Origin of the sequence: Nonomuraea diastatica, assembly GCF_004349015.1 — a bacterium.
GTDB lineage: Bacteria > Actinomycetota > Actinomycetes > Streptosporangiales > Streptosporangiaceae > Nonomuraea > Nonomuraea diastatica.
Map to the genome: position 1 here is coordinate 86,437 of NZ_SMKP01000001.1, position 22,196 is coordinate 108,632.

Genomic DNA, 22,196 nt, shown 5'->3' on the forward strand with positions numbered 1-22,196 from the left:
CCGGACCGGGAGGCCGCCGCCACGCTCACCGACGCGGAGGCCGCCGCCATGTGCGGCGCTCCTGACCGGAGCGCCATGTGGCGGCTCCGGTCAGGAGCGCTTGGCGCGGGCCGCCGCGCGGCCGCGGGTTGCGGCGTCGAGCACCACCTTGCGGATGCGCACGGCGTCAGGAGTGATCTCCACGCATTCGTCCTCGCGGATGAACTCGAGCGCCTGCTCCAGGGAGAGCACGCGCGGGGGGATCAGCTTCTCCGTCTCCTCGCTGGTGGAGGAGCGCATGTTGGTGAGCTTCTTCTCCTTGGTGATGTTCACGTCCATGTCGTCGGACCGGGAGTTCTCGCCGATGATCATGCCTTCGTAGACCTCGGTCGTCGGGGAGACGAACAGCGTGCCGCGCTCCTGCAGGTTGAGCATCGCGAACGCGGTCACCGGGCCGGACCTGTCGGCCACCAGCGAGCCGTTGTTGCGTGTGCGCAGCTCGCCGAACCAGGGCTCGTAGGAGTCGAAGACGTGGTGGACCAGGCCTGTGCCGCGGGTCTCGGTGAGGAACTCCGTGCGGAATCCGATCAGGCCGCGCGCCGGGACCACGAACTCCATGCGGATCCAGCCGGTGCCGTGGTTGGTCATGTGCTCCATGCGGCCCTTGCGCACCGCCAGGAGCTGGGTGACCGCGCCGAGGTATTCTTCCGGGCAGTCGACCGTGAGGCGCTCGACGGGCTCGTGCACCTTGCCGTCGACCACTTTGGTGACCACCTGCGGCTTGCCGACGGTGAGCTCGAAGCCCTCGCGGCGCATCTGCTCGACCAGGATGGCCAGCGCCAGCTCGCCGCGGCCCTGCACCTCCCAGGCGTCGGGCCGCTCGGTGGGCAGCACCCGGAGCGACACGTTGCCGACCAGCTCCTTGTCGAGGCGGTCTTTCACCATGCGCGCGGTGACCTTGGAGCCCTTGACCTTGCCCACGAGGGGCGAGGTGTTGGTGCCGATGGTCATCGAGATGGCTGGCTCGTCGACCGTGATGAGTGGCAGCGGGCGCGGGTCGTCGGGGTCGGCCAGCGTCTCGCCGATCATGATCTCGGGGATGCCGGCGAGGGCGATGATGTCACCAGGGCCCGCCTCCTCGGCCGGCTTGCGCTCCAGAGCCTCGGTCATGAGCAGCTCGGTGATCTTTACGCGCTGGATCGTGCCGTCGGTGCGGCACCAGGCCACCTGCTGGCCCTTGCGCATGACGCCCTGGTGGATGCGGCACAGCGCGATGCGGCCGAGATAGGAGGAGGCGTCGAGGTTGGTGACGTGGGCCTGGAGCGGCGCGCTCGGGTCGTAGGTCGGCGCCGGGATGGTCGACTTGATGATGTCGAACAGCGGCTCGAGGTCTCCCGAGTCGGGCATGCCGCCGTCGTCGGGGCGCTCCATGGAGGCCCTGCCCGCCTTGGCCGAGGCGTAGACGATCGGGAAGTCGATCTGCTCCTCGGTGGCGTCGAGATCCATGAACAGCTCATAGACCTCGTCGACGACCTCCTTGATGCGGGCGTCGGGGCGGTCGACCTTGTTGATGCACAGGATGACCGGCATCTTCGCCGACAGCGCCTTGCGCAGCACGAAGCGGGTCTGCGGCAGCGGCCCCTCGGAGGCGTCGACCAGCAGCACGACCCCGTCGACCATGGAGAGCCCGCGCTCGACCTCGCCGCCGAAGTCGGCGTGGCCGGGAGTGTCGATGATGTTGATGGTCATGCCGCTGTGCTTGACCGCGGTGTTCTTCGCGAGAATGGTGATGCCCTTCTCGCGCTCGAGGTCGTTGGAGTCCATGACGCGGTCGTCGACGTCCTGGTTGGCGCGGAAGGCCCCGGACTGCCAGAGCATGGCGTCGACCAGCGTGGTCTTGCCATGGTCGACGTGCGCGATGATCGCGATGTTCCGCAGGTCGTCGCGGCTGTTCAAAGGCATGATGAGGTCTCGCTCTGTGTCGTGAAGGCGGCCGCGCGAAGTCGCGACCCACTAAGTCTAGTTGATCCCCTCTGATGGCGAGCGCTGGTGGCGAGCGCGAGCGGGACGACGGCGGGCCTCACGTACATAGCCGGTTGCACAATTGTGCGCATGGCAATCGTGGCCAGGGTCCCTACATTAACGGCATGACCTGGACAGAGCTGGTGATGGCCGCGGCGCCGACCCGGGGCGAACGGCCGGCGGTGAGCGATGTCCGGACAGGCGAGGTGCTGTCGTACGCGATGTTCGTCAAGCGGGTCACCCGTGCCGCGGCGGGCCTGCGCCGTCAGGGCCTGGGCTACGGCGAGCGGGTCATCGTCAACGTCCCGCCCGGCGCGGCGCTGCCGGTCGCGATCCACGCCGTCGCCTGGGCGGGTGGCGTCGCGGTGCTCGCGGCCTCCGGCTCCGCCCGCATGATGATCACCCAGCGCAACTACGACCCCGCCGCCACGCAGGTCGAGCAGGTCTACTCCTTCCTCCCGGTCGAGGGGGCCAAGCCGTTCGCCGAGCTGCTCGACGAGCGCGGGGTGGAGTTCGGGCCGCTGGCGGGTCCGGCGCTCACGTTCGACGGCCGGCGCGTGTTCGACCACGACGAGCTGGCAGGCGACCTGCGCAGGCTCGCCACGCGGGTGGCGATCGCCAAGGACGACGTCCTGATCAGCGCGGTCAACGATCCGTTCAGGGGGCTGCGGGTGATCGACCTGGCCATGATGTCCGGCGCCCACGTCGTGGTCGCCCACGAGCCGAGCCTGGTCGGCTGCCGCGTGCTCGCCCAGGAGCGGGGGGCGGGCGTCGTCGTCGCGCCCTACGACCTGGCCAGGAGGCTGCTCGGCAATCCCGCGCTGCGCGTCGTCGACGAAAGGACGGTCGTGAGCTCGCTCGGCCTGTGATCGCGATGGGCCGCCGCCGCGCTGAGCCCTGGTTCGCGCCGCCGCGTCGATGGCCGGGGGAGGACATGAGCGCGCGGTCCGATGCGCAGGTCTCCCGGCGGGGAAAGTGCGACACTGTCGGAAAGTGTGATCCTTCTGCGATGCGGGGTGACCACATGTCCGAGCTGCCCCGGCACAACCTCCCCGCCGAGCCCAACCGGTTCGTGGGCCGCGAACGCGACGTCGGCGACCTGCGCCGGCTGATCGGCGAGACCCGGGTGGTGACGTTGTGCGGGGTCGGCGGCATCGGGAAGACCCGGCTCGCGCTGCGGGCGGCCGCCGGGCTGTTGTCCTCCTACCCGGGCGGCGTCTGGCTGGCGGAGCTGGCCGGGGTCGGCCGTCCCGAGCTCGTGGAGCGGGAGCTCGCCGGCGTGCGCGAGGAGGCCGGCCGCCCGCTGCTCGACACGGTGGCGGCCAGGCTGCGCGGTCAGCCCCGTTTGCTGCTGCTCGACAACTGCGAGCACCTGGTCGAGCGGTGCGCCGAGCTGGTGGCCGAGCTGATCGCCGAGTGCCCGGAGCCGGCGTTCCTGATCACCAGCCGCGAGCCCCTGCGCATCCCCGGCGAGCTGGTGTGGCGGGTGCCGCCGCTCGAACTGCCCGACGACCACCACCCGGACGCCGAGTCCGTGTTGCTCTTCGTGGAGCGGGCGCTGGCCGCCGGCGCGCGCGGGGTCCCGGGCGACATGGACGACGTCGTACGCCTGTGCCGCGCGCTCGACGGTTTGGAGCTGGCGGCGGCCCGTACCAGCCTGCTGAGCCCCGGCCGGATCGCCGACCGCATCGGCGACAGGTTCAGGCTGCTCACCACCGGCGACCGTACCGCCCCCGCCCGGCAGCGCACGCTCCTCGCCACCGTCGAGTGGAGCCACGACCTGCTCACGCCCAGGGAGCGGGTGCTGCTGCGCAGGTTGTCGGTCTTCGCCGGGCTGTTCGACCTGGAGCTGGCCGAGCGGGTGTGCGCGGACGGCGGCATCCTGCGCGGCGCCGAGGTGCTCGACCTGCTCAGCGCCCTGGTCGACAAGTCGCTGGTGCTCCACCCCGGCGCCGCCGGCCGCTACCGCCTGCTGGAGACCATCAAGCAGTACGCCGCCGAGCGCCTGGAGGAGGCGGGCGAGGCCGCACAGCTGCGCGACAAGCACCTGCGCGTGATCTGCGGGGAACTGGAGCAGTGCTACGGCGCTGACTCGCTCAACCGCGGGATGTCCTGGACGGCTATCAAGCAGGCGTTCACCAGGGGCGGTCCCTGCTCGACGACTGCCGCGCGGCCGTCGACTGGGCGGTGGAGTCCGAGCAGCCGGTGCTCGGGCTGCGGCTGGCGAGCACGGCCCTGGCGATCCAGGCCGTCCGCGGCGACCTCGGCGAGAGCGTCGGCTGGCACGAGCGGCTGCTCGCGCTCGATCTGTCGGAGGTGCCGCCCGAGCTGGTGGCGGTGGCCAACGGCGGCCTGGCGTACGGGCTGGAGCTCGGCGACGAGCTGGCCCGCGCGGAGGAGCTCGTCGTGCGGGCCATCGAGGAGCAGAAGAGACACCCCTACGCGCACTGGCTCGGCATCAACTACTGCGTGGCGCTGACCGTGTTCTTTCGCAGGGGGAAGAGCAAGGAGGCCCTGGCCTACCTCGACGAGCTGCAGGCCGCGGCCACCGCCCACGACGACCTGTTCAACCTGGCCACCGTCCGGATCGCCCAGCTGAATCTGGCGCTCTTCCACGGCCGCCTGCGCCAGGCCCAGCGCTACGGCGAGGAGGCGCTGGCCATCGCCAGGAAGACCGGTCACCACTGGACCCTGGCCAGGGCGCTGACCCATCTGGGCGCGGTGGCCGAGGCTGCCGGAGACCTGGAGACGGCCATGTTCCACCACGCCGCGGCGTTGCCGTTGCTCGCGGACATGGACAACCGGATCGAGCTGGCCCGCTGCAACACCAAGATCGCCAGAGTGGCGGCCGGGCTGCGCGACTTCGCGACCGCCGGTGAGCACGTGGCCGACGGACTGGCCCTGAGCATGCAGACCGGCCAGCGGCGCGGGATCGTCCGCGCTCTCATGGCGCTGTCCGCGCTGGCCAGGGCGCAGGACGACATCGAGGGCGCGGTGTCGGCCGCGGCGGCGGCCACCGCGCTGCGCGAGGCCATCGGGCAGTTCGGCGCGCCCGGCCGTGTCCAGGAACTGCTGGCTCTCGCCCGCGCGCGGCTCGGTGAGGGCCGGGTGGCGCTGCTGTGGGCCCAGGGCATGAAGCAGACGCCCGAGGAGGTGGCCGCCCGGGCGCTCGACCGCGCTCGATCCGGGGCGGCCGCGCAGGGGCCGCCGGGGTCCTCCGCGCTTCCTGGCCTGCGCTACGACGGGCTGACCGGTCGGGAGCGGCAGGTCGCGGGGCTGTTGACCCGGGGGATGAGCAACCGGGTCATCGCGCTGGAGCTGGTGATCAGCCCGGCGACCGTGGCCAGGCACGTCGCCAACATCATGGAGAAGCTGGGCTTCGACTCGCGCGCCCAGATCGCGGTGTGGGCGGCCAAGCACGGGATGGACGCGGAGCGAACCTAAGCTCGTCTTCATGCCTTTCGCGCCCAACTTCCCCGTCATGCTGAGGACCGTGGACGGGGTTCGCATCGACGCCTCGCACACCCCCGCCAGACTGCCCGCCGCCGGGGCCGATCCGGCGCCGTCAGGACCCCTGGACGTTGGGCCCCTGGACGTCGGGCCCCTGGACGTCGGGATCGTGGTGGCGCACGGCTTCACCGGTTCGTGGCGGGAGCGGGCCGCGCGCCGCATCGTGCACGTGCTGAGCCGTTACGGGGGCGTGGTGGCCTTCGACTTTCGCGGCCACGGCCGTTCTGGCGGCCTGACGACCGTGGGTGACGCGGAGATCCTCGACGTGGACGCCGCCGTCAGGCACGCCCGGATGGTCGGCTACTCCAGGGTCGCGGTCGTGGGCTTCTCCATGGGGGCGGCGGTGGCCGTACGCCATGCGGGGCTGATGCGCGGCGTGGACGCGGTGGTCGCGGTGAGCGGCCCGGCCCGGTGGTACTACCGGGGCACCAGGCCGATGCGGCAGGTGCACTGGGCCATCGAGGGGCGGGCCGGCCGGTTGGCGGCCCGGCTGGTCAAGCGCACCAGGATCGCGCCCGGCGCTTGGGACCCGATCCCGATGCCGCCGCACGAGGCCGCGGGGCTCATCACACCGGTGCCGCTGCTGATCGTCCACGGCGAGGCCGACACGTTCTTCCCGGTGGAGCACGCGCACCAGCTCCACGACGGCGCGCGCGAGCCGAAGGAGCTCTGGATCGAGCCGGGGTACGGCCACGCGGAGACCGCCGCCACCCCCGAACTCATCGGCAAAATTGGCAAATGGATCTCTTCGAACTTTTCGTGAGTAATACACGTCTACCTAGGGCGGATGGATAAAAACCGCTGGGAGAAAGTCCCTGGGGACGGAAGCCGTCGTGACGGTGACCATGGGACATACTTCAGTAGTCAGGCGGTCGCCCAGCGTGGCTCGCCGCCGGCGGATCACCATGGGTAAGGCGATCCGCACTTTCAGTGCCTCCATCGGGTGGATCACCGGGGGAGTGGGGTATGCACTGCGAGTGGCGGGATCTGCACCTAGCGTTGCGGGGGCGCGCTGGGTGCACATTCCGCACGACGAGGGCCCCGCGGCCGGCCGCGGGGCCCTCCTTCCGTCCGGTCAGCCGAGCCGGGCGATGGTCTTGTACTCCAGATAGCCGTTGAGCCCCTCCGGGCCGAGTTCGCGGCCGATGCCGCTGGCCTTGTAGCCGCCGAAGGGCGCGTTGGTCTCCAGCATGTAGCAGTTGACGCCGTACGTCCCGGTGCGGACCTGCCGGGCCACCTCCATGCCGTGGTCGGTGTCGGCCGTCCACACCGTGCCGGCCAGGCCGTAGTCGCTGTCGTTGGCGATGCGGACGGCGTCGGCCTCGTCGTCGTACGGGATCACGGCGAGGACCGGGCCGAAGATCTCCTCGCGGGCGATGCGCATGTCGTTGGAGACGCCGGCGAAGACGGTGGGCGCCACGTACCAGCCCCGGTCGTACGGCCGCTCCAGGCCGCCGGCCACGATCTTGGCGCCCTCGTCCATGCCGATCTTGATGTAGCCCTCGACGCGTTCCTGCTGCCGCTTGGCCACCAGCGGGCCGATACCGGTCGTGGGGTCGGCGGGGTCGCCGACGGGCTGGGAGCCGACCATGTTCGCGATGGCGTCCACGACCTCGTCGTAGCGGTTGCGCGAGGCCAGGATGCGGGTCTGGGCCACGCACGCCTGGCCGTTGTTCATGAGGCTGGCCATGGACAGGAAGCCCATGCCGGCGGCCAGGTCGGCGTCGTCGAGGATGATGGCGGCGGACTTGCCGCCCAGTTCCAGGCTGACCCGCTTGAGCTGCTCGCCGCAGATGGCCGCGATGCGCCGGCCGGCCGCCGTCGAGCCGGTGAAGGCCACCTTGTCGACGCCCGCGTGCGAGACCAGGTGCTCGCCCGTCTCGCGGCCCGCGGGCACGATGTTGAGCACGCCCGCGGGCAGGCCCGCCTCGACCGCCCACTCGGCCAGCAGGTACGCGTCCAGCGGCGTCTCCGGCGCCGGTTTGAGAACGACCGTGCAGCCGGCCAGCAGCGCGGGCGCGAGCTTCGTCATCGTGACGAACTGCGGCACGTTCCACGGCACCACGGCCGCCACGACCCCCACGGGCTCCCTGCGCACGGTGAGCGGGCCGAACAGCCCTGGCCGCTCTTCCTCCTGCTCGAACGTCTTGCCGAGCTCGGCGTAGAACTGCAGCATGCCGAGCGGCTGGGGCGCCTGCGCGAGGTTGGAGAAGGTGATGGGCGAGCCCATCTCCTCCGTGATGAGCTGGGCCATCTCGCCCTGCCGCTCGTTGTAGATCGCGGCCAGCCTGCTGATCACCTCGGCCCGCTCGGCGAACGTCATCCGGGGCCACGGCCCGTGGTCGAACGCCTGCCTGGCGGCCGCGACCGCGCGCTCCACGTCCTCGGGCGTGCCGTCGGGCACCCGGCCGACGACCTCCTCGGTGTGCGGGGAGATGACGTCTATCGTTGCGGTGCCCGCTGGGGCCACCCATTCGCCCCCGATGAACAGCTTGTCGTGCTGGCGCATGTCGTGAGCCTCCTGCTTGACCGAATGCTTGCTTGCTCTGGGGATGCCTCAAGGTGACCGAACCATGTTCTGGACGCGCACGCAAGAGGGGTGCGGCCGGTGCGCCGCACCCCTCCGCCGCTGTCAGCGAGGATCGCCGAGCAGGTGCCGCATGGACCGTTCGACCAGGTCCGTACGCGCGTCCTCGCCGATCGCGCTCTCAGCGCCGAAGCCCAGGTAGACGGTGTCCTTGGTGACGACTCCGCCCCCCTCCTCGAAGAGCTGGTCCGTACGGAACCAGTTGTTGGTCGACGGCGCCGAGCCCTCGGGCGGGTCACCGACGCTCCAGCCGCCCAGGTCCGCCTCGAACGAGGTCTCCTCGGCGACCGCGCCGTCCAGCGTGAGCGCGAAGTCGTCGAGGAAGACGCCCGCGCCCTGGGTGGCCCAGTCGGTGATGTACGAGACGGAGACCTCGACCTGCTTGCCCGCGTACGGGGTCAGGTCGATCTTCCACTGCTGCCAGCCACCCGAGGTGCCGGAGGCCGCGTGCCAGGCGCCGGACGTCCCGGCCGGCTCGCAGCCGGCGCCCTGGTAGCGCTGCGTGAACGGATGGATCATGCGCCAGCCGCCGCTGTTCTCCACGTCGCAACTGTCGCCGGTGTCCTGGGAGGTGTGCCCGTTCGCGTCCGGCAGCGTGGTCCAGTCGTCGCCGCCCGCCGTCCTGGCCTCCACCGTCAGGAAGTCCCAGGCGCTCTCGATGTCGTACGACGTCCAGAACGACAGCTCGCCGCCGCTCCTGCCGGTCAGGTCGACGGTCTTGGTCAGCCGCTTCCACGACACGTCGGCGATGCCGCTGTAGACGTCCCAGGAGCCCGAGTGCGGGTCGAACGGGCTGCCGGGCCGGGCCCACTTGATCGGAGCCGAGCTCGCGAAGCGCGGGAACCGGTCGGCGGGCAGGATCGCCGAGGTCGCCACGAACGCGTTGGTGTGGCCCGGCTCCAGGGTCGCCTCGAAGCCCTCGAACGCGCCGGCGGCGCCCTTCAGGGGGAATGGCTGCCCGGTGCCGTGGTCGGTGCCCCCGTCGTCGAAATAGACGTAGGCGCCGAGCCAGTACTGCTGGAAGTCGTTGAACACCGGGATGCAGGGCGGGTCGCCGGGTTCCGTGCACTCGGGGTTCCCGGGCTGGTCCGGCTCGTAGAAGTACAGGCCGTTGCCGTTGGCCGCGTACGACGCGTACTTGCCCGCGTGCAGCAGCTTGCCGCCCTCGTTCAGGTAGTCGCGGACCGCCAGCTCGGTGTCCACGCCGGCCTTGGACGTGGTGCCGGGCACCTGGCCCGCGGAGCGCGGGATGACGTCGTCGCCGGTCTCCCAGACCACGGCCTTGTAGTGGCTGAGCACGCCGAGCGGGTGCGGGGCCTTGCGGCCCATCCGGTCCAGGTCGTACACGTCGGAGGAGTAGCCGGCCGCCTTCAGCGCCGCGGCGTACTCGCCGGCGTACTTCGCCTCCGTGCCTTCCTGGTCGGGGCTGATGCCGGTGACGTCCTCGGCGGCCAGCACGAGCACCTTGCCGCCGATGTCGTCGGCGACGGTGTAGGTGAAGCTGTCGCTCTTCCTGCCGATCGAGCTGAACCAGACCTTCACCTTGTCGCCGGCCCTGGTCGCGGTGATCTTGCCGCGCAGCCGGTGGTAGTAGCGGTCGTAGCCGTCGCCGTAGCGTTCGCCGCCCTTCCATTCGTGTGTCGGGGCGACCCGGGTACGGCCGCCGTTGACCTGGTAGTTCAGGAAGACCGGGCCCAGCCTGCGCTTGGCGTTGACCTGGACGACCTGGTTCTTGCCGTGGCTGACCTCGAACGGGTCGAGCACGAAGTCGGGGGTCGTGTTGCCCAGATGGCTGACCGGCTCGACCGGGTCGACCGCGGATCTGGCCACGTCGAGCGCGAACGGCAGGCCCTTCTCGAACTCCGCCTGCACCAGCGCCTCGTCGTCGGGGAAGACGAAGCCGCAGCCGTCGCAGCCCTCGTTGAGCTCGGGCGTCCACGACAGCGTGCCGTAGCGGAAGTGCGCCTGGTCGTTGGTGTCGCCGTTGGTGGTGTACAGCTCGGCGCCGAGGTCGGGGTCGAAGCCGGGGATGGCGGGCTTGGCGTCGTCGCCCGTGAGCGCCTCGTAGATCGGGTTGTCGGCCGTCTCCGTGGCGATCTGCACGCCGACCGGGTAGAGCAGCAGCGGGCCGTACGAGTGGTAGTTGAGCTGCATCTCGAATCTGACCCGCCGCAGCAGGCCGTCCATGGCCCTGGTCTCGGGCTCGCTGGCCGGGCCAGTGCCGCGGTAGGTCTCGCTGCTGGGGATGCTCGACGAGCCTTCCTCGTCGTAGTGGAAGTTCGTGGGGAAGTTCCGGTTGAGGTCGACGCCGTCGGCGCCGGTGATCCGGCCGTCGCCGTTGTTGTCGCGCAGGTTCTTGCGCCACAGGCGGTTGCCCTCGGTGAACGTGAAGTCGTACCCGTCGGGGTTGGCCACCGGCACGAACCACAACTCGGTCCTGTTGAGCAGGTCCCTGAGCGCGCGCTTGTTGGCGATGACGTACTTCAGCAGCCGCATGTCGACCTCGGTGGTGATCCACTCGCGGGCGTGCTGCGTGGCCGAGAAGAGGGTCGAGGGCTTGATGCCGTCGGGCAGCAGCCTGGCGCCCGTGGTCACCTTGGCGGCCAGGATGTCCTGGCCGTTCAGCGACTTGCCGATGGACTGGAGCTCGACGATGTCCCTGTTGGCCTTCGCGATGTCCCTGAGCTGGTCGGCGATGCCGCCGGGCTCGGAGTAGGACGTGTAGACGGTGTAGCCGCCCGCCGCCTGCGCCCTGGCGGCCTCGAGCTGGCTCTGGCCCCGCTGGTTGCGTACGGGTGCGGGTTCGTGGCCGAGTTTCTCCAGCGTGCCGAGGTCGTCCTTGGCGGCGGTGAGCTCGATGTGCTCCTTGCCGTCCCTGATCTCGTGCTGGACGACGTCGAAACCCTTCTCCCTGAGGGTCTGGGCGGTGCCCGGCGGGCTGTCGAGCTGGTAGAGCTCGATGCGGTCACGGGCCGGCAGCGGGTCCACGGACGCCTGCGCGGGCGCGGTGGCCACGAGGGACGTGCCTAGGCCGAGGATCACGGCGGCGGCGAGGATCGATGATCGAGACACGGGTGTCTGCCCCTTCGCAGAGACGAGTTCGCCGTCATCTTGACGTTTGGAGCGATCTACGCAAGGCCCAATTTGCTGGCTCGTCCCGGAGCCGGACAAATGCCCAGAATCATCGCCAAAGGTGCGGCAGTTCGGTCGTTCGGATGACAGAGATCAAGATCATCTTCTATAGTTTCGGTCCGTCTATGAGGGGAGGGGGCGGGTGTGAGGATCTGGCGCTTCGCCGTTCTTGTCACCGTCCTCGCCGGGCTGCTCGGCCTCCAGCCCGGACAACCGGCCGCAGCCGACCCCTCGCCCGCTGAGCTGCGCAAACTCACCAAGCAGGCGGCCCGGCTCAGCGAGCAGTACCGCGGCCAGATCCAGATCCTGGAAGAGATCAGGATCCAGGCGAAGAAGGCCACCGACACCTCCGGCGATCTGGAGGCCAAGCTCAAGGCGGCCCAGGCCGAAGTGGGCCGGATCGCGCAGACCGCCTACATCGTCGGCCCGCTCGACAACTTCCGGCTGATCGCGCCCAACGAAGACCCGTACAAAATGCTGGGCCAGGCCGCCAACATGGGCTACATGGCCAACGAGCGCACCGAGCGGGTCAGGAGCATCCAGAGGCTGATCAAGAAGCACAAGGAGGCGAAGCTCAAGGCCAACGAGAAGATCGAGAAGCTCCGCAAGGAGATCAAGGCCATGCAGGGCAAGCGGCGCGAGGTCCAGCGCCTGCTCTCCAAGTACGGCTTCCAGCAGCCCGGCGGGTCAGAGGGCCTGACCCAGCGCATGGTCTCGGTCCGCGCGGAGATCATGCAGAACTTCCCCATGAAGTACGGCGTCGGCTGCCTGCGCCCCGGCGACCCCGGCGAACACGGCAAGGGCCGGGCCTGCGACTTCATGATGTCCAGGGGCGGCACTATGGCCGGCGGCGCCGACGCGGCCAACGGCGACGCCCTCGCGGCGTGGCTCATCAAGAACGGCGCCAGGCTCGGCGTGATGTACATCATCTGGAAGCAGCGCTACTACGACATCCGCTCGGGCGGCGGCTGGGACCCGATGTCCAACCGGGGCGGGGTGACCGCCAACCACTACGACCACGTTCACGTGTCGGTGTTCTGACCCGCGAGAAACTCCTTCAGCCACGCGTACGACGCCTTCGGGGTGCGGCGCTGGGTCGCGAAGTCCACGTGGACGAGGCCGAAGCGCTGGTGGTAGCCCTCGGCCCACTCGAAGTTGTCCAGCAGCGACCAGACGAAGTAGCCGCGCACGTCGACGCCTGCGGCCATGGCCTGCCGCATCGCCTCGATGTGGCCCCGCAGGAACGCGATGCGCCCGGCGTCCTCGACGGTGCCGTGCTCGGTCAGCACGTCGTCCTGGGAGCAGCCGTTCTCCGTGACGAGGATCGGGGGGAGGGCGGCGCCGTACCGGGATGTGAGGCCCGTGAGCAGCTCGCGCAGGCCGTCGGGGACGACCGGCCAGCCGAAGGCCGTGGTCGGATGGCCGGTGATGCCCGCGTCGGTGAACGGCAGCCCTTCGGCCGTGGGGGCGGCGATGCGGGTCGGCTGGTAGTAGTTGATCCCGAGGGCGTCCAGGGGTGCGGCGATGGTCTCCAGGTCGCCGTCCTGCAGGAAGTCGAGGGCGGCGGTGTAGGCCGACAGATCTGGATATCTGCCGAGCACCACGGGGTCGTTGAACAGGCGATTGTGCAGGGTGTCGTACGCCTCGGCGGCCTTGACGTCGGCCTCGTCCGCCGACGCCGCCCTGACCGGGGTGCAGTTGTTGGTGAGCGCCACCTGCCGGGCTCCGGCCGCGCGCAGCGCCCGCACGGCCAGGCCGTGGCCGAGCAGCTGGTGGTGGGCGGCGGGGAGCGCGTCCGTCATGAGGGCCTGGCCGGGAGCGTGCACGCCCATGGCGTAGCCGAAGGCCATGTGCACGAACGGCTCGTTCAGGGTGATCCAGAGTGGGACACGGTCGGCCAGGCGACGGGCGGCGATCGCGGCGTACTCGGCGAAGCGCTCGGCTGTCTCGCGGCTCATCCACCCGCCGCGGTCCTGCAGCGCCTGCGGGAGATCCCAGTGGAACAACGTCGGCACCGGCTGGACGCCCGCCGCCAGCAGCGTGTCCACGAGCCGGTCGTAGAAGTCGAGCCCCTTCTCGTTCACCGCGCCCGAGCCCGTGGGCTGCACACGCGGCCAGGCGATCGAGAAACGGTAGGCGTTCAGCCCCAGACCCGACATGAGTGCGACGTCCTCGCGCCAGCGGTGGTAGTGGTCGCACGCCACGTCGCCGGTGTGGCCGTCTCGGGTCCGGCCGGGCTCGTGCGCGAACGTGTCCCAGATGGAGACACCCCTGCCGTCCTCGTGGACGGCGCCCTCGATCTGGTAGGCCGCGGTGGCCGTGCCCCACAGGAACATTCCAGGCTCTCCTCGCTCACGTTACCGAGCCACGGTAATGGACCTTTTCTGCCGGTAATAGGACAGGATGGTGACCATGACGAGTACCTTGCGCCGCCGTCCCGCCCAGCGCCGCAGCCTGGAACGGGTGGAACGGATGCTCGACGAGTGTGCGCTCCTGCTCGACGAGGTCGGTTACGACGCACTGACCACGAAGGAGGTCGCTCGCCGGGCCGAGGTGCCGATCGGTACCTTCTACCAGTTCTTCCACGACAAGCAGGGCCTGGTGCGGGCGCTGGCCAGGCGCAACCTGGAGGCGTTCCTCGGGCGCATCACCGAACGCGTCGCGACGGCCGACCCCTCGCACTGGACCGACCTCGTCGACCTGGCCGTCGACGAGTTCGTCGACATGAAGCGCACGACTCCCGGGTTCTCGGTCATGGACTTCGGCGAGGTGCTGGTCACCACGGGCGGGATTCCGGTGGAGGGGAGCAAGCAGGCGCTCGACGGCACCCACGAGAACAACGCGGTGGTGGCCGACCGGCTGCGCAGGCTCACCCTCGAACTCCTGGGCGCGCCCGTGGGCCCCGGCCTGGACCGGGCGTTGCTGGTGGCGGTCGAGGCCACGGACGCGGTGCTCAAACTGGCCTTCAGAACCGATCCCCGCGGCGACGCGAGGCTGATCGCCGAGTGCAAGCAACTCGTCCGCCGCTACCTCGCCGACCACCTCCCCTGAGCAGCACCCACTCGGCACTCGCGCCGGTGGCCCCGCCGTGAGGGCGCGGGAGCCAGGTCACACGGGGGAGTCCAGGCGGGCGCGGAGGTCCTGGTCCAGCTTGAGGTCGGCGGCGCCGATGGCCTCCTCCAGCTGGGCCATCGTCGAGACGCCGACGATGGGGACGATGCCGTCGGCCATCAGCCAGGCGAGGACGACCTGGTTCGGGGTCGCGCCCAGTTCCTTGGCGACCTCGTGGAGCACGGCCAGGCGCCGGGTCGTGCCCGAATGATCGTACATTTCGGAAATGGGCCGGTCGGGACGCGTGTACGCGCCGAACATCAGCGTGTTGTACGCCCACAACGTCATGTCCGGTTCGGCGGCCAGGTAGTCGAAGGTCTCGTCGGAGGCCAGCGTGTGCCCCGCCTCCGCCGGCCTGGTGAGCGGCCGGGGCCGCAGGTACGTGTGCCGGAGCTGGACGTAGGTGTAGGCGATCCAGTCGTTCGCGGCGGAGATGTTCCTGGCCCGTTCGAGCCGCCAGGTCGCGATGTTGCTCGCCCCCGCCGCGCGGATCTTGCCCTTCCGGGCCAGCTCGTCGAACGCACCCAGGGTCTCCTCCAGCGGTACGGAGCGGTCCTCGATGTGCGACCAGTACAGGTCGATGTGGTCGGTCCCGAGCCTGCTGAGGCTGCCTTCCACGGCCCTGGCGACGACAGGGGCGGACAGGCCCTCGGCCGAGTCGAGGGTGGTGTCGCCGGGGACGGTGGGCCGGGCGCCGGCCTTCGTGCTGATGAAGATCTCGTCGCGGTTGCCCCGCGCGGCCAGCCACTTGCCGATGGCCAGCTCGCTCTCGTCCCCCGTGCGGCCCTCCACCCAGAACGGGTAGTTGTTGGCCGTGTCGAGCATGGTGCCGCCCGCCTCGTGGAACCGGTCGAGAATGGCGAAGGTGTCGTGCAGGTCGACGGTCGTGCCGAAGGGAATCGTGCCGATGGCGATGTTCATGGGTCTGACTTTGGGAGCTGGAGCGCACTCCGTGTCAAGCCCCGCCGGACCGGTTGACCTGGAGTGCGCTCCAGGTGGGATGCTTGGGCGCGTGGAGCAGCGTCACGACCGGATGTGGCCGGCGGAGGAGGACACATGAGCGTGTACACACCCGCCCAAGTCGCGCAGGAAACCGGCTTCAGCATCGACACCTTGCGCTATTACGAGAAGATCGGCCTGCTGGAGCGCGTCGGCAGGAACGCGGCCGGGCAACGCCGGTTCAGCCAGGAGGACATCGGCTGGCTGGGCACGCTGCGCTGCCTGCGCGACACGGGCATGCCCATCGCCCAGATGCTCCGCTTCGCCGAGCTCGTACGCGCGGGCGACCACACGATCCCCGACCGCATCAAGCTCCTGGAGGAGCACGACGACCAGGTGCGGGCGCAGATCGCGAACCTCGGCGAGCGGCAGAGCTACATCCGTAACAAGATCTCCTACTACCGCAGTCTCATCTAGCCCGGGCTTTGCGCCCCGGTTGGTAGACCGAAGGGCATGGCATCGTGGGCGCGGCGGATCGACATCCCGCTCCGCCGCGTCGCCAGGTCGTGCGCGGCCATGCTGTTCGTGTTGCTGGCGCACGTGACGCTCATCCAGGCGTTCGGCTCGCACACGCTCAACGCCGACCCCCGGAACGAGCGGCCCCTGATCGCCAGGTTCGAACGTCCGCGCGGTGACATCCTCACCTACGAGGGCACGCCCGTCGCCGTCAGCCGCCCGACCGGCGAGGGCCCGTACCTCTACCGGCGGGTCTACCGGCACGGCGAGCTGTACGCGCCCGTCACCGGCCACGTCTCCCTGTCGGGCTCCACCGGCATCGAACGCGCGCAGGACGCGGTGTTGTCCGGCGACGACGCCAAGGTGCGGGTGCAGTCGCTGGTCAGGGACGGCGTCGTGGAGGGGGCCGACGTCCGGCTGACGATCAGCGAGCGGGCGCAGTGGGCGGCCTACCAGAGTCTCAAGGCGACCGGGGTCCCGGGCGCGGCGGTGGCCATCAGCCCGGCGACGGGGGCGATCCTGGCGCTGGCCAGCTACCCGGCCTACGACCCGAACGCCCTGACCACCTTCGACCCCGACCGGCTCGCCGAGACGGCCAGGCGGTTCCGCGACGCCCCCGCGCGGCCGATGGTGAACCGGGCGCTGCACCGGCTGTATCCGCCCGGGTCCACGTTCAAGCTGGTCACCACGGCGGCGGCGCTGGCCTCCGGCGAGTACACCCCGTCGACCGTGGTGGACGCGCCCGCCCGCCTGCGACTGCCCGGCACCCCCATGTACGTGGACAACGGCGACCGCTGCGCGCAGGAGCGGCCGACACTCGCGTACGCGTTCATGGCGTCGTGCGACACCGCGTTCGCCGGCATCGGGCTCCAGCTTGGGCAGGACCTGCTGCGGGACCAGGCCGAGGCTTTCGGGTTCAATGCGACGGGTCTGACGATCCCGCTGGGCACGACGCCCAGCAGGTATCCGGTCGCCATGGACCGGGCGCGGACCGCGCTGTCCGCGATCGGCCGCCACTACGACCGGGTGACGCCGCTGATGCTGGCCATGTTGTCGGCGGCCGTGGCCAACAACGGGGTGCTGATGCGGCCGTACCTGGTGGAGGAGCAGCGGCTGCCGGACGGCTCGGTGATCGGCCGGGCTAATCCGGCGCCCTACCGTACGGCCCTGTCACCCGTGCTGGCGAGGTACCTGGCGGCGATGATGACGACGGTCACGCACGCGGGCGGCCCGGCGGCCATCCCCGGGGTGGAGGTCGCCGCCAAGTCCGACACCTCCGAGAAGGGCATGGTCACGGGAGACCATGCGCTGGTGACGGCGTTCGCGCCGGCGGACGCGCCGGAGGTGGCGGTGGGGGTGGTGCTGGAGAACCCGGGGCACCGGGCGGACGCGGTGGGTGAGGTGGCGCGAGCGGTGATCGAGGCCGCCCTGGCGTGACGGGAGCGGCAGGCGGTGGAGTGGAGGGTTCAGAGGTCAGTGTGCGCGGGCACCCATACTTCTCGTGGATTTCACTGTGGGCGCGCGACGTAGTTGGTGACACACTCACAGTGATGCTGCGATTCGCTGACCTCACCAACCTGCCGGCCGAGTCGAACACGTTCGTGGGCCGGGAGTCCGATGTGGACGAGCTTGTCCAGCTGATGCGCGTTTCGCGGGTGGTGACGCTGTGCGGGGCGGGCGGCATCGGCAAGACCCGGCTGGCCCTGCGGCTCGCGGCGCGGGTCGCCCCCGTCCACGCGGGCGGAGTGCGGCTGGCCGAGCTGGCCGACGTGGGGGAGGGCGAGGTCAGAGCGCACGTGGCGGCGTCGCTGGGCGTCACGGGCGACCCGGGCGCGCTGATCGGCGGCCGGCGTGTGCTGCTGCTGCTCGACAACTGCGAGCCCGTGATCGGCGAGTGCGCCGAGCTCTGCCGCGACCTGCTCGGCTCATGTCCCGGGCTCACCGTCCTGACCACCAGCAGGGAGCCGCTGCGCGTGCCCGGGGAGACGGTCTGGCGGGTGCCGCCGCTGTCGATCGACGGCGAGGGCAGCGAGGCCGTGCGGCTGTTCGCGGCCAGGGCGGCCGCCGCCAGGCCCGGCTTCGAGCTGACCGCCGACACGCTGCCGCTGGTCGTGACACTGTGCCGGGAGCTCGACGGGCTGCCGCTGGCGATCGAGCTGGCCGCCGCCATGGTCAGGGTGTTGTCCGTACGCCAGCTCGTGGAGCGGCTCGACGACCGGTTCCGGCTGCTGGCGGGCGGCCCGCGGACGGCTCCCGCCCGGCACAGGACGCTCAGGGCGGCGGTCGACTGGAGCTACCGGCTGCTCAGCCCGCAGGAGCGGGTGCTGCTGCGCCGTACGACCGTTTTCCGCGCCGGGTGGACGCTCGACCTGGCCGAACGTGTGTGTTCGGGCCCCGGCCTGCCCGAGGAGGAGGTGCTGCCCCGGCTGTGCGACCTGGTCGACAAGTCGCTGGTGGCGCTCGACGGCGAGATCGCTGGCCAGGCGCGCTACCGGCTGCTGGAGACGGTTCGCGAATACGCGCTGGAGCAACTCGCCGAGTCGGGGGAGGCGACCGAGGTGCGGCACCGCCACCTGATGGCGCTGGCCGGCATGGCGGCCGGGTTCAGGAGGGTGGTGGCGCCGGAGCGGCGCATGTCGTGGCCGGTGGTGGAGCGCTACATCAACCTGTTCGACGGGCTCAAGGCCGAGGTCGCCGCGGCCTGCGACTGGTCGATCTCCACCCAGGCGCCGGAGACCGCGCTCACCATGCTGACCGACGTGCGCTTCCTGCTGACCGGCTGCGGGCGCAAGCTCGACGTGGCCGACCGGCTCGACCGGCTGCTGGCTCTCGACGCCCCGCGGGTGCCGCCGGCGCTGCGCGGACAGGCCACGATCCTGCGCGGCGAGCTGGCCCTGGCGGCGGGTGACAGGGAGCCCGCTCTGCGGTGGGTCCGCGCCGGGCTGGCCGCGTGCGCGACCGCCCACGACATGTACGGCGTGGCCGCCGGCCTGATCGTGCTGGCCTGGCTGACCGGCGATCACGACATGACGGCCCGGGCGCTGGATGCGGCCAAGCGGTCCGGCGACCGCATCCTGGAGTCGCTGGCCCACAGCGGCAGGGCGGCGTCGGCCCTGCGCCAGGGCCGGCTGCGCGAGGCGCGGCGCGCGTACGGCGAGGTCCTGGCGATCAACGAGGAGCTCGACAACCACGTCGGGCGCTCGTCCGGCCACATCGGCCTGGCGCAGGTGGCGAGGAGCACGGGAGACCTGGCCGCGGCCAAGCGGCACTACGAGTCGGCGCTGAGCCTCATCGGGCACGTCGACGCCAGGCAGCAGAAGGCGAGCGGCCTGGCCGGGCTCGGCGGTGTGGCGCTCGACCAGGGAGACCTGGCGACGGCCAGGGCCATGCTCACCGAGGCGCTGGTGCTCAGCCGCGACGCCGGGCTGCGCTGCGGCATCGCCAGAAGGCTGGAGGCGTGGGCGAGCCTGGCCACGGCCGAGGGCGACCACCGGCTGGGGGTGTTGCTGATCGCGGCCTCCGTGGCGCTGCGCGGCCGCCAGCCCGACGCGCGCACCGAGAACGTCCTGCGTCCCGCGCGGGCGCTCCTCGGCGACGAGCTGGTGGCCGTGCTCTGGGCCGAGGGCGCGAAGATGACGGCCGACCAGGCGGTGTCCTGCGTGCTCGACGGCACGCGGCCCGACCCGCCGGCGGCGGCGTTCGTCCCGGTCGTCCAGGAGAGCAGGCTCACGGCCAGGGAACGCGAGATCGCCGAGCTGGTCGCGAGAGGGCTCAGCAACCGGGCGATCGCCGACGAGCTGGTCATCAGCCCGGCGACCGCCGCCCGCCACGTGGCCAACATCCTGTCGAAGCTGGGCTTCTCCACGCGTACACAGATCGCCGCATGGATGATCGGCAGCCGTTGAGCTTCTACACATGGCCGCGCCGGCCGTCTACATCGTCGAATGGCCATGTCAGAGCATGTGCGGGGGTGCCCGGAGGGCTTACCGTTCGATCGCGGGGCTTGCCTCGCGTGTGGGTCGTCACGTGTCCGTGCCGGCCGGGCCTCCTCGGAGGGGTGGCGGTCCGGTCGTGGGCGCGTGACCGCGGGCTCGAGCCACGCAGGGCTCGGGCCCGCCCGAATAATGCATATCGGCCTACACACATCGGCGGATGCCGGTCCCGTCAGGCGGCCGTACGTTGTCAGGCATGAAGCCGACCACCGGCACCGTGATCCACGAGGTTTTCCGGCTGGCCTACGGGCGTGGCGACCGGCCGGCACTCGTCGACGTGCGGGGCGGTCGCGTCTACGGCTACCGCGAGCTGGTGACCGAGGTGACCAGGGCGGCATCGGGCCTGGTGTCCAGGGGTGCGCGGCGTGATCAGGTGGTGGGCGTGCACGTCTCGACGGCGGGCGCGCAGACGCTGGCCGTGCACACGGTGCTGGCCGCGGGCGGGGTGGCGGCGCCCATCGATCCGGCGCTCGGCGCGTACGAGCTGGCCGCGTGGTTGCGGGAGTGCGACGCGCGCACCCTCGTCACAACGCCGGACCTGGCGGCGACGGCGGTGCGCGCGGCCGAGCGGTCCCGCGTGCGGCAGATCGTCTCGCTGGGCGCGGCGCTCGACACGATCGACTTCAGCGAGCTGGTCTCGCTCGCGCCCACCGCGCTGCCCGTGCTCGACGCCAGGCGCCAGACCGCGCTCCTGCCGGCCGGCGGCCGCCGGCTGTCGCACGCGGACCTGCTGGCCAGGATGGCCGAGCTCGACCGGCCCGTACGCCTGACCGAGTCGGACGTGGTGCTGGCCACGTGGACTCCCGGCGGGGGTTGCGACCTGCCGGCCCTGATCGCGCTGGGCGTGTCGAAGGGGGCGACGGTGGTCGCCGCGCACGGCGACGACCTGGCGGGGGGCCACGGTTTCAGCGTCACGGTGGTGTCGGGTCCCGGCGGCGTGTTGAGGCGCGCTTGAGCTGATTATGCGGACCTGTTACCCGCTCTCCCTTGACGGCGCGGCGGGGAAAGTGGGTTGATAGCCGTTGTTGACAACGTTGTCAAGAATCACCTGCTTCGGGGGGCTTCGAAGGGATGGTGTGCGATGCGACGGTGGTTGGTGGCCGCCTCGATCACGATGGTGAGCGTGCTGGGCCTGACGGCCTGCGGCGGTGGCGGTGCGCAGACAGCACAGTCGCCCTCCGCCGACAGCGGCGGGAAACAGCAGGTTGAGGTCTTCTCCTGGTGGACGGGCCCGGGTGAGGCCGACGGCCTTGCCGCGATGCGGAAGATCTTCGAGGACCAGAACCCGACCTATACCTTCTTCGACGCGGCGGTGGCGGGCGGCTCCGGCGACAAGGCCAAGGCCCTGCTGCAGTCGAAGCTCCAGGCGGGCACCCCTCCTGACACCTTCCAGGGCCACGCGGGTGCCGAGCTGCAGGGCTACATCAAGGCCGGCAACCTGGAGGACCTGACCTCGCTCTACGACGAGCTGAAGCTCAAGGAGGTCTTCCCGGCCCAGCTCGTCGAGCAGATCAGCGTGGAGGGCAAGATCTACTCGGTGCCGGTGAACATCCACCGGTCCAACGTCCTGTGGTTCAACCCGGCGGTGCTCAAGGAGGCCGGTGTGGCCGGGGCGCCCAAGACGATCGAGGAGTTCGTCGCGGCCCTGGAGAAGGTCAAGGCCAAGGGCAAGATCCCGCTGTCGATCGGCTCCGAGTGGACCGTCACCCACCTGCTGGAGAGCGTGCTGCTCGGCTCGCTGGGCACCGACGCGTACAACGCCCTGTTCAATCCGGGCGCCGACTGGAACAGCCCGCAGGTGACCACGGCCCTGCAGAACTTCGCCAAGATCATGGAGTACGCGGGCGACCCGCAGGACGACTGGCAGCCCGCGGCCAAGCAGGTCGCCGACGGCGAGGCCGCCTTCAACATCATGGGCGACTGGGCCTACGGCTACTTCCACAACCCTCCGGAGGGCGGCCTGGGCAAGGAGTCGAAGACCGACTTCGACTGGGCGCCCGCTCCCGGCACCGAGGGCACGTACCTGTGGTTGTCCGACAGCTTCACCCTGCCCAAGGGCGCGAAGAACCGTGACGGGGCGCTGGCCTGGCTGAAGGTCGCGGCAAGCAAGGAGGGCCAGGACGCCTTCAACCCGAAGAAGGGCTCGATCCCCGCACGCAAGGATGCCGACGAGTCGCTCTACACCGACTACCTGGCCGACGCGCTGAAGGACTGGTCGAGCAACAAGCTCGCCGGGTCGGTCCAGCACGGTGTGGCGGTGAACCAGCCGTGGCTGGCCGCGATCAACGAGCAGGTCGGCCTGTTCCTCGGCACCAAGGACGTCAAGGCGCTGCAGCAGGGGCTGGCCGACGCGGCCACGGCCAACGCCCAGTAGAGGATCCGGTAGGACAACCACGCGACGGGCCCGG

Annotated in this window: 16 protein-coding genes; 11 read left to right on the forward strand and 5 right to left on the reverse strand. The window is 70.7% G+C overall.

What is annotated here, in order from left to right; translation table 11 throughout:
* Nucleotides 1-90: 90 nt before the first annotated feature.
* Complete coding sequence (gene typA / locus E1294_RS00465; protein WP_132503597.1) at nt 91-1,941, reverse strand: translational GTPase TypA; 1,851 nt, start codon at nt 1,939-1,941, stop codon at nt 91-93.
* A gap of 185 nt (nt 1,942-2,126) precedes the next feature.
* Here typA and E1294_RS00470 point away from each other — a divergent pair, with 185 nt between their 5' ends.
* The 4 genes from E1294_RS00470 (at nt 2,127) to E1294_RS00480 (ending at nt 6,274) form a co-directional block, all read left to right on the forward strand.
* Nucleotides 2,127-2,870: an AMP-binding protein gene (locus tag E1294_RS00470; protein WP_165977008.1), complete on the forward strand. Its 744-nt coding sequence runs from the start codon at nt 2,127-2,129 to the stop codon at nt 2,868-2,870.
* 140 nt (nt 2,871-3,010) lie between these two features.
* On the forward strand, nt 3,011-4,480 hold the full coding sequence (locus E1294_RS55370) for an ATP-binding protein (protein WP_165977009.1): 1,470 nt from the start codon (nt 3,011-3,013) through the stop codon (nt 4,478-4,480).
* A 653-nt stretch (nt 4,481-5,133) separates the two neighbouring features.
* Nucleotides 5,134-5,445, forward strand: a complete 312-nt coding sequence (locus tag E1294_RS56995; protein ID WP_281284349.1) for a response regulator transcription factor — start codon at nt 5,134-5,136, stop codon at nt 5,443-5,445.
* A gap of 10 nt (nt 5,446-5,455) precedes the next feature.
* Nucleotides 5,456-6,274 carry an alpha/beta hydrolase gene (locus tag E1294_RS00480; protein WP_246082726.1) on the forward strand — a complete coding sequence of 273 codons (819 nt, stop codon included), beginning with the start codon at nt 5,456-5,458 and terminating at the stop codon, nt 6,272-6,274.
* A gap of 312 nt (nt 6,275-6,586) precedes the next feature.
* On the opposite strand, the gene E1294_RS00485 is transcribed toward E1294_RS00480, so the two are convergent.
* Nucleotides 6,587-8,020, reverse strand: coding sequence for an aldehyde dehydrogenase (locus E1294_RS00485; protein WP_132503600.1), 1,434 nt, complete (start codon nt 8,018-8,020; stop codon nt 6,587-6,589).
* Nucleotides 8,021-8,143: 123 nt separating this feature from the next.
* On the reverse strand, nt 8,144-11,170 hold the full coding sequence (locus tag E1294_RS00490; protein ID WP_246082727.1) for a M14 family metallopeptidase: 3,027 nt from the start codon (nt 11,168-11,170) through the stop codon (nt 8,144-8,146).
* 204 nt (nt 11,171-11,374) lie between these two features.
* On the opposite strand from E1294_RS00490, the gene E1294_RS00495 reads away from it, so the two are divergent.
* Nucleotides 11,375-12,271 (forward strand): coiled-coil domain-containing protein, encoded by an 897-nt coding sequence (locus tag E1294_RS00495; protein ID WP_132503601.1) that lies wholly within the window; start codon nt 11,375-11,377, stop codon nt 12,269-12,271.
* Here E1294_RS00495 and E1294_RS00500 read toward each other — a convergent pair.
* Nucleotides 12,253-13,566 (reverse strand): GH1 family beta-glucosidase, encoded by a 1,314-nt coding sequence (locus tag E1294_RS00500; protein WP_132503602.1) that lies wholly within the window; start codon nt 13,564-13,566, stop codon nt 12,253-12,255. The genes E1294_RS00495 and E1294_RS00500 overlap by 19 nt on opposite strands.
* Nucleotides 13,567-13,642: 76 nt before the next feature.
* Between E1294_RS00500 and E1294_RS00505 the strand changes: the two genes are divergently transcribed.
* Nucleotides 13,643-14,281, forward strand: a complete 639-nt coding sequence (locus E1294_RS00505; RefSeq protein WP_132503603.1) for a TetR/AcrR family transcriptional regulator — start codon at nt 13,643-13,645, stop codon at nt 14,279-14,281.
* Nucleotides 14,282-14,338: 57 nt separating this feature from the next.
* Here E1294_RS00505 and E1294_RS00510 read toward each other — a convergent pair whose 3' ends face one another.
* On the reverse strand, nt 14,339-15,262 hold the full coding sequence (locus tag E1294_RS00510; RefSeq protein ID WP_132503604.1) for an aldo/keto reductase: 924 nt from the start codon (nt 15,260-15,262) through the stop codon (nt 14,339-14,341).
* Nucleotides 15,263-15,397: 135 nt separating this feature from the next.
* On the opposite strand from E1294_RS00510, the gene E1294_RS00515 reads away from it, so the two are divergent.
* The 5 genes from E1294_RS00515 (at nt 15,398) to E1294_RS00535 (ending at nt 22,162) form a co-directional block, all read left to right on the forward strand.
* Nucleotides 15,398-15,757: a MerR family transcriptional regulator gene (locus E1294_RS00515; protein ID WP_132503605.1), complete on the forward strand. Its 360-nt coding sequence runs from the start codon at nt 15,398-15,400 to the stop codon at nt 15,755-15,757.
* Nucleotides 15,758-15,793: 36 nt separating this feature from the next.
* Nucleotides 15,794-17,233 carry a peptidoglycan D,D-transpeptidase FtsI family protein gene (locus E1294_RS00520; RefSeq protein WP_165977010.1) on the forward strand — a complete coding sequence of 480 codons (1,440 nt, stop codon included), beginning with the start codon at nt 15,794-15,796 and terminating at the stop codon, nt 17,231-17,233.
* Between the two features lie 113 nt (nt 17,234-17,346).
* Nucleotides 17,347-19,701, forward strand: coding sequence for an ATP-binding protein (locus E1294_RS00525; RefSeq protein WP_132503606.1), 2,355 nt, complete (start codon nt 17,347-17,349; stop codon nt 19,699-19,701).
* Nucleotides 19,702-19,984: 283 nt separating this feature from the next.
* Complete coding sequence (locus tag E1294_RS00530; protein WP_165977011.1) at nt 19,985-20,743, forward strand: AMP-binding protein; 759 nt, start codon at nt 19,985-19,987, stop codon at nt 20,741-20,743.
* A 126-nt stretch (nt 20,744-20,869) separates the two neighbouring features.
* The gene (locus E1294_RS00535; RefSeq protein WP_132503608.1) at nt 20,870-22,162 is read left to right on the forward strand and encodes an ABC transporter substrate-binding protein; all 1,293 of its coding nucleotides are present in this window, start codon (nt 20,870-20,872) and stop codon (nt 22,160-22,162) included.
* Nucleotides 22,163-22,196 lie beyond the last annotated feature (34 nt).